Genomic DNA, 16121 nt, shown 5'->3' with positions numbered 1-16121 from the left:
TCTTTGTCACTTAGTATATGTTCATGTACAATAGGAATCGTTGAAATGCAAAACTGTATGTAACAGGTCAAATGCCCCGGACTATAGCGCCGGAGGCAAAGCCGGAAAGACCCCTTTCACACGAAAGGGCTCTTTTCGGCTTTTTTTATAGGAGGGAAGCCGTAATGGGTTATTTTGTAGATCATCGAACGAAAAAAATCCATCATAGCCAATTTGCAGGAGATAGCTGTGGTTTTTTGCAAACACCTATAAACCAGAGGGAGTTCACGGACAAACTGGAGTATGTAGAGAGCTTGGCAGAAAAGGAATATGAGCATTGTCCACATTGCCAAACTGCACAGCCTACTGTGGGTTAAGATGAATAAAGAAAAAGCCGCCAAATGGGCGGCTTTTTTATTCAATTTCATTTTTGGGGTTCGAGCAATACCAGAATGTAACTGGTATCTATGGAGAACTCCCAGTCTAGAAAAATTTCCTTAACATCCCGGCCGAGAAGTCCTGGAAATGACGTTTCTTTAAGAAGCAATCGTTTTTCTAATGGGCGTTTAACCTGCTTAAGTTCTTTAACGAGTCCATTGTAAATCAGTTCACGTTCAATCTCGACAAGAAAACCAACCCGCTTGATCAATAAGGTGCGGTCATTCAGCCAAAATAGTTCCGTGCTCTCGGGTTTTTTCTCAGCTTTTCGGCTTGCCTCTACTACGGATTTCTGAAGTGCATCCGGATCCGCCTCGGACAGCCAGTCAAAATTGGCTGTAGCATCCCGAGCGCTCATGACACCGAGGAGCATGCCGGTTTGGCTCTCGAGATGCCAGTCGTAATAAAAAGTTTCTACTTCTTTTCCAGAAACCTCTGATAAAGCAGTACAAATATCCGGCTTCAATTCTTCAAAGAGCAACTCACGGATTTCCAACACGCGCCGGACCTCATTCTTTTGAAGCAGTATTTTTTCCGTAGGGCTTAAAAAGCCTCTCACATGTACGACAACAAAGGGCGGTTTCACAATAACGAATACAGAAGTCGGGCCTTTCCCGAAGTGTTCGCGGATGAGAGTTGAAACATAACCACCGATTTCGCTTTGCATGGTTTTGGAATTTTGCAATGGGGTCTCCTCCTTAGGTAATGAAATAGGTTTGCCGGATAGAGCAAGCTTGAATATTAGCAAGTTCGGCAAGCTGAACAACTCATAGCGATTAAGTGGATAAAAGAGCGGGTATAAATGGAAAAACAGGCGTGAACGGAATCCGAAAGGGGTGGATCGAATGGTTTCGGGAGAACGCAAAATAGATCTCACAAAAGCAAGAAACCGGCGTGTCCATTCTTCTCGAAATTTTTGGGCGGGCCTATTATTCGGAGCCGGAATGTTCTCAGTGCTTGAGCAAAGCATTTTCCATTTCTTTTTGCAATGGCATCATTTCTACGAAGGCAACGGCCCTCAAGCGATTTGGACAGGAGAAGGGATTTACCAGCTCGTTGGCTGGGCATTAACCGTTCTATCTATGGGAGTCGCTGCTGACTTAGCCAGACGAAAATCCTTTTGGCCAGCGCGCTTTCTCGGGAGCGCGGTAATCGGTGGCGGTGTGTTGTTGGCAGTAGACAGCCTAGTGTTTCGGCTGCTGCTGAATCTTCATGCCGTCCGAACGACTGGCGACCCTGTCTTCTATGAATCGCTTTGGCTGGGGACTGCTGTTTTCTTAGTTTTGCTCGGTTGGTCGATCTTACGCAATGCCTCAAAAGAAGGCGACTGATGCCTACCGTTATCCTATTCCTCAATGTTCATATTTTCCCTTCAGTGGGACAAAACGGACGACTTCGAGAACGGTCTTTTCTAATTGCCCATCGATAGATTTATCGATAGCGAATAAATCCTGGCGATGCGGGCTGCCGACAGGGATAATCATGCGGCCGCCGGGAGATAATTGATCGATCAATTCTTTCGGAATCGCCGAGGCGGCCGCCGTGACGATGATCCGATCATACGGGGCATGTTCCGGCCAGCCGAGGCTGCCATCCCCTTGCAGAAAGGAGATATTGGTGTGCCTTTTTGCTTCGAGGCGTTTTTGAGCGCTTTCCGCTAGCTGTGGAATTTTTTCAACTGTATAGACTTCATTTGAAAAAGCTGCCAAAAGCGCGGTTTGAAAACCGGAGCCCGTGCCAATTTCCAGGGTTTTGTGATGGTCTTCGAGAGCGAGAGCGATCGTCATTTCCAAAACGAGCGAAGGCTGTGAAATTGTCTGGCCGTACCCAATTGGCAAGGCTTCATCAAGCCCGGCATCTTGCTGGTGACGATCCATGAACGAACGCCGGTCGAGAGAACGGAAATAAGCGATGATGTCCTGTTTGCGTGCAGTCATGCAGATACACCTGCTTTCAATCAATCGGTATATTGAATTGCTTGCTATTATCATAATGAAAAATGGCCCGAAGCACAAAGGGCGGCTCTTAAGGAGAGGAAGCAGCTATGGTGAACACAACGATCTTAAATCTTGAACAAGACCTTCCGGATACAGCGAATCTTGAAACCGCAACTTTCGGAATGGGTTGCTTTTGGAGCCCGGATGCGCAATTTGGTTCATTGCCTGGAGTGATTCGGACACGGACCGGTTATGCAGGCGGCACATCAGCCCATCCGACTTACCGGCAGATGGGCGATCACACAGAAACCATTCAAGTGGAATTTGATCCGGTACAGATTTCCTTTGAGGACATCGTGAGGGAATTTTGGCGCAGCCATTATCCGAATCGTGATGCTTATAAAGGGCGCCAATACATTTCCTTGATATTTTGGGAATCGGTAGAACAAAGGCGCAGCCTGGAGAAGTTGAAAAAAGAAAAGGAACAGCAATTGAACGAACCGGTTGAAACGGAAATCCGGCTGTTCGATGGGTTTACCGAAGCGGAGGAGCGCCACCAAAAATACTATTTGAAGCGTTATCCGAAAGCGCTTGAACAATTGGCTGAACTTTATCCTGAGGACAGCCTATTGACCAGGTCGACTTTTGCGGCGCGTTTGAATGGGTTCGTTAAAGGTTTCGGCAGCCGTCAACAACTGCTCGAAGAATGCAACAGCTGGCCGATCCAAGACAAGCACCGAAACGTTCTCAGACAAGTGCTGATGGGGCTGAAATGGTGATCCAGTAAGCAATCAAAGGACCGCGTGTCGCGGTCCTTTTTAAGTGTGGATGCAGGGAGAGCGGTCCTACATAGCGAAATAAATAGAGGCAAAAGAAGTGCAGGGGGGAATACAAACATGCTAGATGAACGGACAATTTTATTGGTACTGCCTATTCTGGTCTTGCAGCTCGCCTTGATGATCTTCGCAATAGTGGATTTGATTAGAAACCCAAATCCGAATGGCCCAAAATGGATGTGGGCGGCGATCATCGTCTTGTTAAATCTGATCGGGCCGATTCTATACTTTGTTATAGGGAGGCGGAATTATTGAATCTAGTGGAGGTTAAGTCATTATCAAAGCGTTTTGGCAACGAGCAGGCAGTCGATGGGATCAGCTTCGAACTGGCAGAAGGCAGTGCGACAGCGTTGATCGGGCCAAACGGTGCCGGAAAAACGACAACGCTGTCGATGCTTGCCGGGCTGCTTGAAGCGACAGACGGGGAAATTCAACGCAAGAAAAATTTAACGATCGGGTTTTTGCCGCAATATCCGCGTTTTTTTCCATGGCTGAGTGCTCTGGAGTTTACGGAAATGGCCGCTAAGCTAAGCGGCGTCGATGCCAAGAAAGCCCGCCAGCAATCTGAACGGACGCTAGGGTTTGTCGGTCTTCATCAAGTGGCCCATAAAAAGATCGGTGGATTTTCAGGAGGCATGAAGCAACGGCTCGGACTGGCACAAGCAATTGTCCACCAGCCGAGTGTGTTGCTTTTAGATGAACCGATTTCTTCCTTGGATCCGACTGGGCGAAGAGAAGTGATGGAATTGTTGAAATCGCTGCTCGGGCAAACGACGGTTCTGTATTCTACTCATATTTTAAACGATGCCGAAGAAATGACCGATCAGCTGTTGTTTTTGAAAAATGGCCGATTAGTGGAACAAGGTTCCCTTAGCCAAGTGCGCCGCCGTTATGAGGACCCGCATATTCGGGTGCGCTTTGAAAACACTGACGCTGCGGAATGGTTTGTGCGTGAAGCGCCTTGGCCAACTTCGGTTAAAGGCACAGCAGCTGTTATTCCGGTGAAAGCGGAAGGGCCGGCCATACAGGATGTCTTCCGATTTTTATCGGTGAAGAGTTTACCCGTTATCGGGGTTGAACATGAGACTGCCAGCCTAGAAGATATTTTCTTGAAGGTGGTGGCAGGAAAATGAAACAATTCTCAGCACTCTTATTAAAAGAATGGCGTGAGAACTTGCGCAATTATAAGATATTCTGGATTCCCATTGTCTTCATCTTATTGGGCATCACAGAACCTCTATCGAATTATTACCTTCCCCAAATACTCGATGCAACAGGCGGATTGCCAGAAGGCGCCGTCATCGAACTGCCAGATCCTGAACCCGAACAATTGATGGTGGCGGTTATGGGACAGTTTCAGCTGATTGGCATGCTGGTTCTCGTTCTCGCTTATATGGGCAGCATTGCTGGCGAGCGCAGGAACGGAACGGCGACGCTTTTATATGTACGGCCGCTATCGTATGTCTCCTATTTTCTCAGCAAGTGGCTGATGGCATCCGCCGTGGCGCTGCTCAGCGTATGGGCTGGTTTTTTGGCGGGTTATTATTACACCGCCGTGCTGTTTTCAGCTGTGCCGTTCGGCGAGTTTCTGGCGTTTGCGGCGACTTATAGTGTCTGGATAGTGCTAGTCGTGACTTTGGTGTTATTCGCAAGTGCCTCTATGCCAAATGGGGGCTTAGCTGCTGGATTGACCCTTGCAGCATTATTGATTTTGCAGCTTATCCATAGCCTATTTGGCAGCCAGTGGGACTGGTCGCCGTTTCGGCTTCCGAATTATGCGGCGTCATTTCTGGACATTGGGCCAGATGCAGTCGCGTTAGCCTGGACACTCGCCCTCTCGCTCGTTTGCTTACTGATCCTTGCGACAATGGGCATTTGGTTTGCGAAGAGAAATCGTGCCAAAACGAAAGTGTAGAAGCAATCAGCTGCGTCAGCTGATTGCTTTTCTTTTGGGGGAATGCTGTTAGAATAAGAACAGGATTTGGCGGCGTAACGGAGAATTTTCCTGCTGGAGTGGGTTTATTATTTTGCGCAGTCTTTAAACGTAGGCTCCAAAGCTGCCGAAATGAGACTTGTGCAGATTCCATCAGATGCACAAGCCAGACTAATGAATTGAGGAATAAAGCATGAAAAAACTAATTGCATGGATCTTTGTGGCATTGTTCCTGATAGGTTTTGCTTGGGTTAATAATAACTGGATCGTCACGACCGAATATACGGTCCAATCGGAAAAAGTGCCAGATGCATTTGTTGGCAAACGCATTGTCCAGGTATCGGATCTTCACAATGCTGAGTTTGGAGAAAATCAACAAGCGCTATTGGACAAAGTCGAAGAGGCGAATCCGGACGTCATTTTCATTACCGGAGATTTGATCGACAGTGACCGTTACGATTTGGAGAGAAGCATGAAGGCTGTCGACGGGCTCGTAGAGATGAGCGAGGTCTATTATGTCATCGGCAATCATGAAGTATCCTCAAACAAGCTGGATGATGAAATTATCCCCGCCCTCGAAGAACGTGGCGTACAAGTGTTGCGCAATCGTTCTGTCATATGGGAAGAAAACGGGGAAGCGATCCAAATTGCAGGCATCGACGATCCTTTGATGGACGTCAATCTGCATGAAGCGGAGTTCACACGCAACAGCATCGCACAAGCAGGGCTTACTGACGCTTTCACCTTAATGCTTGCCCATCGCCCGGAACATTTGGAGACTTATGCGAGCGAAGGCATCGATGTAGTTTTTGCCGGCCATGCACATGGCGGCCAGATTCGGATCCCTGGGCTTGGCGGCTTGATCGCCCCGGGGCAAGGCTGGTTTCCAAGCATGACCGAAGGTATCTTCGAATCAAGCGACACGCAGCTCGTGTTGAGCCGTGGCCTTGGAAATAGCGGATTTCCGCTGCGTGTTTTTAATTTGCCCGAAGTCGTAGTCGTAACACTCGAGAATGAATAACTCATGTAGGAGGACCGATTTTTGTGATCAGAAAAAGTGAAGTGAGCTTGCATAGCTATACCCAAAGAACAGATGTCTCTTATGACCTTCCTATGGACCAACAGGAATTTACGATGATGCCGCAAGACTTGATCAAGCGAGATGCGGGAAATCCCGAAAAGCATCTGGTCGTTATCCGCGCACGCGGAGAAGTGGCTGGTTTTTTCGAACTGGATGAATCGGAAGACCGAAAACGCTATTCGGATAACCCGAAGGCTTTGTTGTTGCGCGGCTATTCCGTCAACCCAAAGTTTCAAGGACGCGGCATCGCAACAGGCTCTCTTGAGGCCTTGCCTGCTTTTTTGCAAAAAGAATTTGGGGCTTTTGACGAAATCGTGCTTGGCGTTAATGCGCGCAACCTCGCCGCGCAAAAGCTCTATCAAAAAGCGGGCTTTGAAGATACTGGCAGACGAGTTATGGGAAAAAAAGGTGAGCAATTCGCGATGTGCCTAAAAGTGAAATAAAAAATGCCCCCTCCTGAAAATCAACGGCCGTTGATTTTCAGGAGGGGGTTTTCTATGCAGAAAAGGAAGAATGCATTAGATGAAGAATAATATTGAGAAAGGAAAAGGGGGGCGGGGAAGATGGCCGCTGGGGTGTGGATCCGTGCGAGAGCTTTCCTATGGGATTATTTGTGGATTAGCCTTTATTTAGTGCTGCTCGCTGTAGTAACGGTCTTTGTCATTCCGGATATTCAAGGTTTATTTCAGGGCTCTCTAGCGGTGGCGCAGTTGGCTGGCTTTCTGCTAGTCACGGTGCCGGTTTCGCTGTATTTTGCCGTTTTCGATTCGAAGCATTTCAACGGAACTTTCGGCAAGAGAAAAATGGCGATTCAAGTGATCGGCCGTAACGGCAAAGCGGTTGGCCTGATGCGTTCGGCCGTTCGCACGAGCTTGAAATTTACACCTTGGGAGCTGTCTCATTTTCTGGTGTACCGTTTAGCTGGAAATGGGGCGGAAAGTGTGTCATTAATATTGATGCTGGTGGGAGCGAGTATTTATGGACTGCTTTTTTTATACGTATTGTCCGTTTTTTTATCGAAAGACAAACGTGCGCTCTATGACTGGTTAAGCGGAACGAAAGTCATAAGAAAAGAGTGAACCGGCTAATGTATTGCAGCATCGACATACGGCCAAAGGATTCAAACTTCGAAATACAAATGCTGATGGAGGCTGCAGCCGGGATTGAATGCGGCTGAGCAATGCGGACAGGCAGAAGCGCAATCGAGGTATTCCCGGATGGACAATTCGGTTCCGCACGACCCGCATAAAATTGCTTTTTGGTAAAATTGCTCTATTGGCCAGACGGCAGTATTGTCGCAGCCTACCGCCTCGTGGCAAGCAAAGCAAGGGAAATACTTTCTGCAACAGTAGAAGCGGATAGCGATCCGGTCGTTTTCCGAACGGTAATGGCGGCAGCGGGTTTCGGAATCGACATCGAGCCCGAGAACCTGTGGACGAGTACACATAGACAAACACTCCTTACGAATTTACTGATTTCTTTTATGCTACTATGAAAAGAAGTTGGTGGCGAGCGCGGAGAGTGGCTGAAAATGGTCGCAAACACTAGAAGCCATTATAATGGGGATAAGGATCTTGAAGGAGGAGACGGGCCAATGGTTAAGGAATTCGAAGATGAAGTCATGCGTGCGATGGACAAAGTGTTTGAAGATGAGATGAAAAAAGTAAGTGACACGCTTGAGCAGGACCTGCTGATATCGCTGATCGGTGAAGTCAATGCCGGCAAATCGACAACGGTGAATAAAATTATCGGTGAGGATATTGCTAGTACCAATCCAATGCCTGGAGAAACAGTCAGTGTGGACCCTTATAATATTCGTGGCTTAGAGAACATCAAGTTCATGGACACACCAGGGCTCAATGACCCGAATGATGAAAACCCGAAAAAGACCTTGGAGTTCGTCCAGCAATCGGATGTTGTGCTGTTTTTCCTGAACGCTGCCGGCACGGTCTTTTCAGATAGCGAAAAACAAAAATTCGCCGAAATTGAAAAGCATAATAAAGACATCCTCATTGTCTTGAATAAAATCGATGCAGCAGAAGACATTCCCTCAATTATTAAATTCATCAAGGGCCATACGAACAATAAATACAAAGTGATCCCGGTGTCTTCGAAAACAGAAGAGAATTTGGATTTGCTGAAAAAGGAAATTTTGTTGTTGCTGGAAAAGAAGGGGAAAGACCTGCTCTTCGCCAAAAGCATGAAAGAGAAGTCATCTGCTGCTACGCGTTGGATCGTCGGAGCCGGAGTTTCAGCAGGAATCATCGGCGCATCTCCAATTCCGGGGTCAGATGTGCTGCCGCTAACGACATTGCAGGTCGGACTCATCGTCAAATTGTCGAATCTATACGATAAACCATTGACGAAAAAAGCCGCAAAAGACATGATCGTCATTACCGCAACGCAGACGATCGGACATACCCTTTATCGCCAAGCATTGAAATTTGTTCCGGGTGCAGGCTCCATCATTGGCGGAACGGTCGCGAGTTCCATGACATTGGCGCTCGGCTACGGAGTGAAATACGCATACGAAAACAATATGGCCATTGATTATGAAATGATCGGCAGCCTTTACGATAAGCTGAAAAAGAAAGAAAAAAATGCTTAACTCTTGCGGCCGTCCCCAACTTCAGGACGGCTTTTTATGTTTTTCACATAGCTCGAACGGCCATCAGGAGGTGGGAATATGAAAATCTTAGTAGTGGAAGATAACCCGAGTGTCAGTTCCATGCTGGAATTGTTTTTTTCGAAAGAAGGACTTGAAGGGGAATTTGCTGGAGATGGACTCGAAGGATATCGCAAATTTCAAGAAGGGGAATTCGACTTGTTGATCCTGGACTGGATGCTGCCGGGAATGGAAGGCATCGCTTTATGCCGGAAAATCCGTGAGACGGGAAGCGAAGTGCCGATCATCATGCTGACAGCGAAAGATAGCGAATCCGACCAAGTGATCGGCTTTGAAATGGGCGCAGATGATTATGTAACCAAGCCTTTCAGCCCCTTGACCTTGATGGCGCGCATCAAAGCGGTGACCAGAAGGGCGCGCAAAGGCGACACGGGCGAGGAGGGCATCCGCACAGCGCATTTTCATGTCAGGAAAGAAACGCGCGAAGTCGTAAAAGACGGGCAAGCGATCGACAACCTCACGCCGAAGGAATTCGATCTGCTGGTCTTTTTCCTGCAGCATCCCAAGCAAGTGTTCAGTCGGGAGCAATTGCTCGAGCAAGTGTGGGGATACCAATTTTATGGTGACGAACGGACGGTAGACGTCCACATCAAACGGCTGCGCAAGAAAATTCCGGAAGGGGACCAGCTCTTCCATACAGTGTGGGGAGTGGGCTATAAATTTGAAGAACTTGCGGGTTAAGTATTTCTATCAATTGATCGCAAGCCATATGGGCGTTTTGCTGTTTGCGGTAGCCATTTTAAGCACGCTGTTCATTTTTTATGGAGAGCGGGTCGCGTATTCGGACAAAGCGGAAGAATTGGAGCGTTACGGCGAACAAATTCTCGAAGAATTGGAACAAGCACGTCCAGGGACAGACTTGCAATCCTATGTAACGGTGCTCGAAGCGCAAAACATCAACTTTATTGTCTTCGATCAGCAAAGCCGGATCCTGTATCCGATCAATGGCAATTTCCCGTCAGTCGAACTGACGACTGAAGAGTGGAATGTCATCGAGCGAGGCGAAACTTTGACTGTCTACCGGGATGTCGAACGTTTTGAGCGATCGATGACCTTCGTTGCGCTGCCTTATGTTGAGGGCAATACGCTTGCCGGTGGGGTGTTATTGGCTTCTCCTGTAAGCGGGATCCGTGAAATGGTGGCGGATTTGAACCGCACACTCATCGTCGTTATTGCGATTGCTTTGCCGTTCGCTTTGCTGCTGAGTCTGTTGTTGGCCAAAATCCACGTCACGCGGCTGCAGCGCATGCAAAAAGCGGCGTCGATGATCAGCGAAGGGCATTACCAAGTCAATTTGCCGGAATCGAATTTTGATGAGTTTGGCGATCTGGCTCATGATTTTAATGTCATGGCGGATAAGCTGCAGCGTTCGAACGAAGAGATCGAACAGCTCGAAAACCGCAGGCGGCGCTTTATGGCTGATGTATCACATGAAATGAGAACGCCACTTACGACCATTGCGGGCATCATTGAAGGCTTAAGGAGCGGAATGATCGAAGAACAGCAGCGCGAAAAAGGCATTCGCCTAGTGAGCGATGAAACGAAGCGGCTGATGCGCCTCGTCAATGAAAACTTGGATTATGAAAAAATCCGGTCAAATCAAGTAACGCTGATGAAAGAAGAAATCGAAGCAGCCGAGCTATTGGAAATCATCCAAGAACAGCTACAATTGCAAGCAGCCGAAAAAGGCGACCGTTTATTGATTGAAGCTGAACCGGGAGAGATGATCTACGGCGATATGGACCGATTGATTCAAATCTTAGTGAACATCGTCAAAAACAGCATCCAATTTACCGACGATGGCGATATTTACCTGCGTGCGCGTGCAGAATCCGGCGCCTCCGTGCTGGAAGTGGAAGATACCGGAGACGGCATCGAAGTGGATGAGTTGGAGATGATTTGGCGCAGGTTTTATAAAGCAGACATGTCGCGCGGAAGCGGACAGTTTGGGCTTGGCCTCTCGATCGTCCGCCAATTGGTCAATTTGCACGACGGGGATATCTCGGTGGAAAGTGAAAAAGGCAGAGGGACCAAGTTCACCATCCGCTTGCCTCACAAACCATTCGATAAATAAGTGGAAAATCGAAAGCCTGCCGGTTGCTCCGGCGGGCTTTTTCGCGTCCTGCCAACGCGTAAACTTTACATATCTGTTGCATGTTTGGTCATACTTTTTTCATATCTGCTTTGTATGATAAGAATATCAACAGCTTGAAGGCAAACAACAACCAATTATTAAAGGGGATGGAAATATAATGGGCTATTACAACACAGCACCGGCTAAGCAAAAAAGTTCGTGGAAACGCTATATGGCTTCTAGTTTCGGAGGTGTCCTGGCAGGGGCGTTGCTCGTTAGCACGATGATCACCGGGACGGATGCAGGTGAAACCGAATCCGCCACTGCGGGCATCCAAAGCAGCGAGCTGCAAAGCGAATCGGCAGTTGTTACGACAGATGTGACCGAAATCGTAGACGCGACGGCAGATGCGGTAGTTGGCGTGTCGAATTTACAAGCGGGCAATAATCCGTTTGCCCAAACATCAACACAAGAAGCAGGCGCAGGCTCGGGTGTCATTTATAAAAAACAAGGGGACGATGCGTTTATCGTGACAAACCACCACGTGGTTGAAGACGCTGAAGAAGTGGTCGTGACTTTGGCAAACGGCGAGGAGCTCGAAGCGGAAGTGCTCGGTTCAGACGTCTGGACCGACCTTGCTGTATTAAAAGTGCCCGGGGCGCAGATTGAAACGGTCGCAGAGTTCGGTGACTCTTCGGTACTGAAATCCGGTGAACCCGTCATTGCTATTGGCAACCCGCTCGGTCTCCAGTTTTCAGGCTCGGTGACAACGGGCGTCATCTCGGGGACAGAGCGCGCGATTCCGATTGATGTCAATCAAGATGGCCAGGAAGATTGGCAATCTGAGGTGCTTCAAACCGATGCTGCGATCAATCCCGGTAATAGCGGCGGCGCATTATTGAATGCCCAAGGCCAAGTTATCGGCATCAATTCGATGAAAATCGCACAGGACGCAGTGGAAGGTATCGGCCTTGCCATTCCCATCAACTCGGCAATCCCGATCATTTCAGAACTTGAAGGAGAAGGGGAAGTTTCCCGGCCGTCTTTAGGCGTCGCTTTGCTTGAACTCGAACAGATTCCTGCGGAAATCAGAAATACGGAATTGAACTTGCCGAATGAAGTGGAAGACGGCATTGTGGTCCAATCGGTACAGGAAGGCTCCGGTGCAGAGAAGGCGGGGATTGAAGCAAAAGACACCATTGTGGAATTGAACGGCCAAGCGATTTCTTCTGTCTTGGAGCTCCGCCAATATCTCTATACGGAAGTAGAAGAGGAAGGAACGGTGACAGTCAAAGCTTATCGCGATGGCGAATTGAAAACGTTTGAAGTCCAGTTGAGCGAACAGATTTAAGTGGGCATGCAAAAAAGCGGACAGTTTCCTGTCCGCTTTTTTTATATGAAGAAGGAAACGTTAATTGCCGAATAGGCCGAACCAGTCGAAACCGATAGCAAATCCGACAATCACTAAAACCGCGATCCCAAAAACAATCAAGCCAAGCTGCAAAGGCGGATAACCTGTAGTCTTTGGTTTTTCAAGCCCTTCTTCTTCAGTAGCCGGTTTGTTCTTTAGTTCCTGCTCACTTGTTTTCATGTATTCTTGCTCCCTGTCTTGGTTCTTGCGATTATCATTGTTATCCATTTCATTTCCTCCTCTAATTATGGGTATCGTGGTTCAATTGATGGCTGAAAGCAAGGGATTAGCCCAACTGCTTGTCGAGTCGATGCTCTTCTTTTTCGGTCAATTTTTCCGCCAATTCGCGGCCGAATGCTTGTGAGGACCCAGGATCGCGGCCAGTCAGGAGGCGGTCGCTGCCCCAAACAAAGTATTCGTCTTGGCCGTCGCCTTTATCGTATTGCGCAATGTTGGCCATTTCATCTTCAAGGCTGAACGGCAATAATCCATCGACTTCTTCCGGTTCCATATCATTCGGATACCCTGTTACTTTCAAACCTTGTAATAAAGGTTTTCCATCTCTTGTTTTCGTGAAGACTAGGGGAGCCGGCCCGTGGCAGACCGCAGAGATAATGCCGCCTGTTTCATGGACGACATTGATGACAGCGTGGAGATTTTCATCATGTGCCAAGTCGAACATCGCGCCATGGCCGCCGACAATCATGATGGCGTCGTAATCACTTGCCCTAACATCGACGACCGGCGTCGTCTTATCTGCAAGGCCAGAATCATATAATTCTTTGTATGTGCCCGCTGGATCATAAGCGGAATCGAGACTTAAGGGATCGACAATTGGTTTGCCGCCATTAATAGAAGCCAAGTCTACCGAATGACCTGCTTTTTCGAGTTCTGACAGGGGTTCGAATAATTCCTCAGCCCACCAGCCAGTAACGTAATTACGCTCTTCATTTGAATAGCCGTTCGATAATACTGCCAATACTTTTGCCATTTGGGTATCCTCTCCATTTCATTAGAAAGCTCTTGTTGTACATTTACCCTTTGACGGATTCCTGAAACTTCCGGGAAGTCCCGGTTTTGGCTGGTTGCCAAGCTGTGCTAAAATAATGTGAGTAGAAACTTGAGGTGAACTAATTCTTATGGAAAAAATGGAAATGGATACACAGATTCAGCTGCTCGAAGCGATGCTTGATGGCAGCAAAGTCGGCACTATCGTCACGGATCCCGAAAAAGAAGATAACCCGATTATCTATGCCAATCATACATTTACGGAAATGACCGGCTATGGCAAAGAGGAGATTCTTGGCCGGAACTGCCGTTTCTTACAAGGGCCGGACACGTCCGCGATGGGCGTGGACCAAATTCGGCAAGCAATCAAAAACCAGGAAAAAACCACGGTGATTTTGCGCAATTATCGAAAAGACGGGACGTCGTTTTGGAACCGCCTGGCCATTACCCCGGTTTTGGTAAAGGAAAAGCTCTATTTTATCGGTACCCAAACCGATGTCACAATCGAGCAATTGCAAGAAGAAGCGATAACGGCACATGAAAGTGAAATCGAACGCTTAATGCTGCCGATTTTATCGATACAGCCGAATGTTGCGACAGTAGCACTGGTCGGCACGATGAGCTTGCAGCGCTTTGAAGCACTGAAAGTGAAATTATGCGAATATGTCAGCGAACACCGGATCGAACATGCGCTTCTCGATATTACGGGATTGACATGGAACGAGGAATCTCCGCTTCATTGGTTCACACAGATTTATGAAGCGCTCCGCATCATGGGTAGTCATATGTACATCACCGGAGTGACACCTCAAGCGGCAACTGAATTAGTGCGCGACTTGGACCGCGACAATATGCTGAAAACCTATTCGAGCATCGAAAAAGCATTAGCTGATATTAACGGATAAAGCAATGCGGAGAATCGGCCTCATCCGGGTGGAATGAGGCTTATTTACGTTTCGCTTAAAAATAACCCCTTGTGTCATTGAGAAAGCCGGCCACAGGACGTGGCCGGCTTTCTGCTTATCTAGAATATTAGGAAGTGATGAAATCTCCACCGTTCACATGGATGGCCTGGCCGGTCACATAGGTGGAATCGGTGGAGGCGAGATAAACGTATGCCGGAGCCAGTTCAGCCGGCTGCCCGCGGCGTTCTAACGGTGTGCCTTCACCTTGCTTGCCGGATTTTTCAGCGTCGAATGTAGCTGGGATCAACGGCGTCCAAATCGGGCCGGGCGCGACTGAATTGACGCGAATGCCTTGTTCGCTGACATTGGTAGCCAAAGAGCGCGTGAAGCTGGTGATTGCGCCTTTAGTGGATGAGTAGTCAATAAGTGCCGGCGAACCGCGATAAGCTGTCACAGATGAAGTGTTGATGATGGTATCTCCTTTGGAAAGATGCGGCATGGCGGCTTGGGATAGATAAAACATGCTGTAAATATTCGTCTCGAAGGTTTCCTGCAATTGCTGCGGACTGATATCCAGGAAATCTTCTGTTGGAAATTGCTTTCCTGCATTGTTGACGAGCACATTCAATTGCCCGAACTCGGCGATGATATCGACGATCAACTGATGGCAGTTTTCCACTTGACTCACATCCGTAGCGAATTTTTGCGCTTCTGCACCGTAGGCTTTCACGGCTTCAATGGTTTGATCCGCATCTTCGTGTTCATCGAGATAGGCGATGGCGATGTTTGCGCCTTCTTTGGCGTAAGCGATCGCAACGGCACGCCCGATTCCGCTATCGCCTCCTGTGATCAACGCGACTTTTCCTTCGAGCTTTCCTGCGCCTTTATAATTCTCATCGTCGTATATCGGCTCCGGGGACATTTCACTTTCTACCCCTGGCTGATGGTCTTGCTCTTGCGGGTCGATTTGGTCATGAATTTTTTCGTATTTATCTTTTGACATGTAAACGCCCTCCTCGGTATGAATATAGGGTAGTTATTCCCGTTTCGATTCCAGCTAAACGCCAAGAAATTCTGTGCCCAGATGATGAATTCCGATAGGGAGCTAAAAAAACAGCCGGAGATAAATCTCAGACTGTTTTTAGCTTTTATTCAGCTGTGACGACGCCGCAAGCGACGCGTTCACCGGAATCACCGGAAGGGTCGGTCTGGCCGTCATCTTCTGAAGCGTGGATGACGAGCGCTGTTCCGCCTTCTTTTAATAATGAGTGATCTTCACCGACTTGCAAAGTGACATTTTCTGCCGTCAGTTCGTCCGTTGAAGTGCCGTCATCGGCCACTTCGATATTCGGCAAGTCGCCTGCGTGAGGGCCGTTCTCGCTATCGATTCCGTGGCTCATGCCGGTAGGGTTGAAATGTCCGCCAGCAGATTCGAAATCAGGCGCTTCGCACATTCCTTGTTCGTGGAAATGAATGCCGTGCATGCCAGCTTCCAATCCTTCTACATTCAATGTGACCATGACTCCGTTGTCCTCTTCCGTCAATTCAGCAGTACCGGCAGCGTCACCATCTGCATTCAGGAATTCCACCGTCAACAATTGGACTTCACTGGTCCCGGATGCTTCCCCTCCTGAACCATCCTGTGGCTCACCTTCTTGTTCTTCCACTTCCTCTTCTTGTGGTTCGGCACCATCCGTCTCTGTCGGAGGTTCTGCCGTATCGTCTCCACATGCCGCAAGCAACAGTAAAAGGCTCAAAAGCATAAGCGTTAACCAGGATTTCATCGAATTTGCTCCTTTCTCCCAAAAAATGTTATTACCATTCCTTACACAG

General features: G+C 48.2%; 21 protein-coding genes. 14 read left to right on the top strand and 7 right to left on the bottom strand.

Annotated features, from left to right (window positions below; translation table 11 throughout):
* Positions 1 to 164 precede the first annotated feature (164 nt).
* The gene (locus tag AY633_RS05850; protein WP_068487336.1) at positions 165 to 356 is read left to right on the top strand and encodes a hypothetical protein; all 192 of its coding nucleotides are present in this window, start codon (positions 165 to 167) and stop codon (positions 354 to 356) included.
* Positions 357 to 403: 47 nt separating this feature from the next.
* Here the strand turns inward: AY633_RS05850 and AY633_RS05845 are convergent, their stop codons facing one another.
* Positions 404 to 1174, bottom strand: a complete 771-nt coding sequence (locus AY633_RS05845) for a DUF2294 domain-containing protein (protein WP_253183156.1) — start codon at positions 1172 to 1174, stop codon at positions 404 to 406.
* A gap of 88 nt (positions 1175 to 1262) precedes the next feature.
* Here AY633_RS05845 and AY633_RS05840 point away from each other — a divergent pair, with 88 nt between their 5' ends.
* Positions 1263 to 1748 (top strand): DUF2243 domain-containing protein, encoded by a 486-nt coding sequence (locus AY633_RS05840; protein ID WP_068487332.1) that lies wholly within the window; start codon positions 1263 to 1265, stop codon positions 1746 to 1748.
* 21 nt (positions 1749 to 1769) lie between these two features.
* Here the strand turns inward: AY633_RS05840 and AY633_RS05835 are convergent, their stop codons facing one another.
* On the bottom strand, positions 1770 to 2354 hold the full coding sequence (locus AY633_RS05835; protein ID WP_082799187.1) for a protein-L-isoaspartate(D-aspartate) O-methyltransferase: 585 nt from the start codon (positions 2352 to 2354) through the stop codon (positions 1770 to 1772).
* A 107-nt stretch (positions 2355 to 2461) separates the two neighbouring features.
* Here AY633_RS05835 and AY633_RS05830 point away from each other — a divergent pair, with 107 nt between their 5' ends.
* The 7 genes from AY633_RS05830 (at position 2462) to AY633_RS05800 (ending at position 7283) form a co-directional block, all read left to right on the top strand.
* Entirely contained in the window at positions 2462 to 3133 is a 672-nt protein-coding gene (locus AY633_RS05830) for a peptide-methionine (S)-S-oxide reductase MsrA (RefSeq protein WP_068487330.1), read from the top strand.
* Positions 3134 to 3250: 117 nt separating this feature from the next.
* Positions 3251 to 3445 carry a PLD nuclease N-terminal domain-containing protein gene (locus AY633_RS05825; protein WP_068487328.1) on the top strand — a complete coding sequence of 65 codons (195 nt, stop codon included), beginning with the start codon at positions 3251 to 3253 and terminating at the stop codon, positions 3443 to 3445.
* Positions 3442 to 4323, top strand: a complete 882-nt coding sequence (locus AY633_RS05820) for an ABC transporter ATP-binding protein (protein WP_068487326.1) — start codon at positions 3442 to 3444, stop codon at positions 4321 to 4323. Before AY633_RS05825 ends, AY633_RS05820 begins: the two co-directional genes overlap by 4 nt.
* The gene (locus AY633_RS05815) at positions 4320 to 5105 is read left to right on the top strand and encodes an ABC transporter permease (protein WP_068487323.1); all 786 of its coding nucleotides are present in this window, start codon (positions 4320 to 4322) and stop codon (positions 5103 to 5105) included. Before AY633_RS05820 ends, AY633_RS05815 begins: the two co-directional genes overlap by 4 nt.
* A 211-nt stretch (positions 5106 to 5316) precedes the next feature.
* Positions 5317 to 6144 (top strand): metallophosphoesterase, encoded by an 828-nt coding sequence (locus AY633_RS05810; protein WP_068487321.1) that lies wholly within the window; start codon positions 5317 to 5319, stop codon positions 6142 to 6144.
* A 23-nt stretch (positions 6145 to 6167) separates the two neighbouring features.
* The gene (locus tag AY633_RS05805) at positions 6168 to 6647 is read left to right on the top strand and encodes a GNAT family N-acetyltransferase (RefSeq protein WP_068487319.1); all 480 of its coding nucleotides are present in this window, start codon (positions 6168 to 6170) and stop codon (positions 6645 to 6647) included.
* A gap of 120 nt (positions 6648 to 6767) precedes the next feature.
* Positions 6768 to 7283, top strand: coding sequence for an RDD family protein (locus tag AY633_RS05800; protein ID WP_068487317.1), 516 nt, complete (start codon positions 6768 to 6770; stop codon positions 7281 to 7283).
* A gap of 41 nt (positions 7284 to 7324) precedes the next feature.
* Here AY633_RS05800 and AY633_RS16325 read toward each other — a convergent pair whose 3' ends face one another.
* Entirely contained in the window at positions 7325 to 7651 is a 327-nt protein-coding gene (locus tag AY633_RS16325; RefSeq protein ID WP_082799185.1) for a CHY zinc finger protein, read from the bottom strand.
* A 147-nt stretch (positions 7652 to 7798) separates the two neighbouring features.
* Here AY633_RS16325 and AY633_RS05795 point away from each other — a divergent pair, with 147 nt between their 5' ends.
* The 4 genes from AY633_RS05795 to AY633_RS05780 all read left to right on the top strand — a co-directional run bounded on the left by AY633_RS05795 (position 7799) and on the right by AY633_RS05780 (position 12315).
* Complete coding sequence (locus tag AY633_RS05795; RefSeq protein ID WP_068487315.1) at positions 7799 to 8812, top strand: GTPase; 1014 nt, start codon at positions 7799 to 7801, stop codon at positions 8810 to 8812.
* Between the two features lie 78 nt (positions 8813 to 8890).
* Complete coding sequence (locus tag AY633_RS05790; protein WP_068487313.1) at positions 8891 to 9571, top strand: response regulator transcription factor; 681 nt, start codon at positions 8891 to 8893, stop codon at positions 9569 to 9571.
* Positions 9561 to 10964, top strand: a complete 1404-nt coding sequence (locus AY633_RS05785; RefSeq protein ID WP_068487881.1) for a sensor histidine kinase — start codon at positions 9561 to 9563, stop codon at positions 10962 to 10964. The genes AY633_RS05790 and AY633_RS05785 overlap by 11 nt, the downstream gene beginning before the upstream one ends.
* Before the next feature lie 178 nt (positions 10965 to 11142).
* Positions 11143 to 12315 (top strand): S1C family serine protease, encoded by a 1173-nt coding sequence (locus tag AY633_RS05780; protein ID WP_068487311.1) that lies wholly within the window; start codon positions 11143 to 11145, stop codon positions 12313 to 12315.
* A gap of 60 nt (positions 12316 to 12375) precedes the next feature.
* On the opposite strand, the gene AY633_RS05775 is transcribed toward AY633_RS05780, so the two are convergent.
* Together AY633_RS05775 and AY633_RS05770 are read right to left on the bottom strand one after the other, a co-directional pair.
* Positions 12376 to 12603 carry a hypothetical protein gene (locus AY633_RS05775; protein WP_068487310.1) on the bottom strand — a complete coding sequence of 76 codons (228 nt, stop codon included), beginning with the start codon at positions 12601 to 12603 and terminating at the stop codon, positions 12376 to 12378.
* A 58-nt stretch (positions 12604 to 12661) separates the two neighbouring features.
* On the bottom strand, positions 12662 to 13366 hold the full coding sequence (locus AY633_RS05770; RefSeq protein WP_068487308.1) for a type 1 glutamine amidotransferase domain-containing protein: 705 nt from the start codon (positions 13364 to 13366) through the stop codon (positions 12662 to 12664).
* Between the two features lie 148 nt (positions 13367 to 13514).
* Here AY633_RS05770 and AY633_RS05765 point away from each other — a divergent pair, with 148 nt between their 5' ends.
* A complete protein-coding gene (locus AY633_RS05765; RefSeq protein ID WP_068487306.1) occupies positions 13515 to 14288 on the top strand; it encodes a PAS domain-containing protein in 774 nt (257 codons plus the stop codon).
* Positions 14289 to 14415: 127 nt separating this feature from the next.
* Here AY633_RS05765 and AY633_RS05760 read toward each other — a convergent pair whose 3' ends face one another.
* Together AY633_RS05760 and AY633_RS05755 are read right to left on the bottom strand one after the other, a co-directional pair.
* Entirely contained in the window at positions 14416 to 15291 is an 876-nt protein-coding gene (locus AY633_RS05760) for an SDR family oxidoreductase (RefSeq protein WP_068487304.1), read from the bottom strand.
* A gap of 145 nt (positions 15292 to 15436) precedes the next feature.
* Entirely contained in the window at positions 15437 to 16072 is a 636-nt protein-coding gene (locus AY633_RS05755) for a superoxide dismutase family protein (RefSeq protein WP_068487303.1), read from the bottom strand.
* Positions 16073 to 16121: the final 49 nt, after the last annotated feature.

The organism is Planococcus maritimus (genome assembly GCF_001592825.1).
Classification (GTDB): domain Bacteria; phylum Bacillota; class Bacilli; order Bacillales_A; family Planococcaceae; genus Planococcus; species Planococcus maritimus_C.
This window is presented reverse-complemented; position numbering and strand designations above follow the sequence as displayed.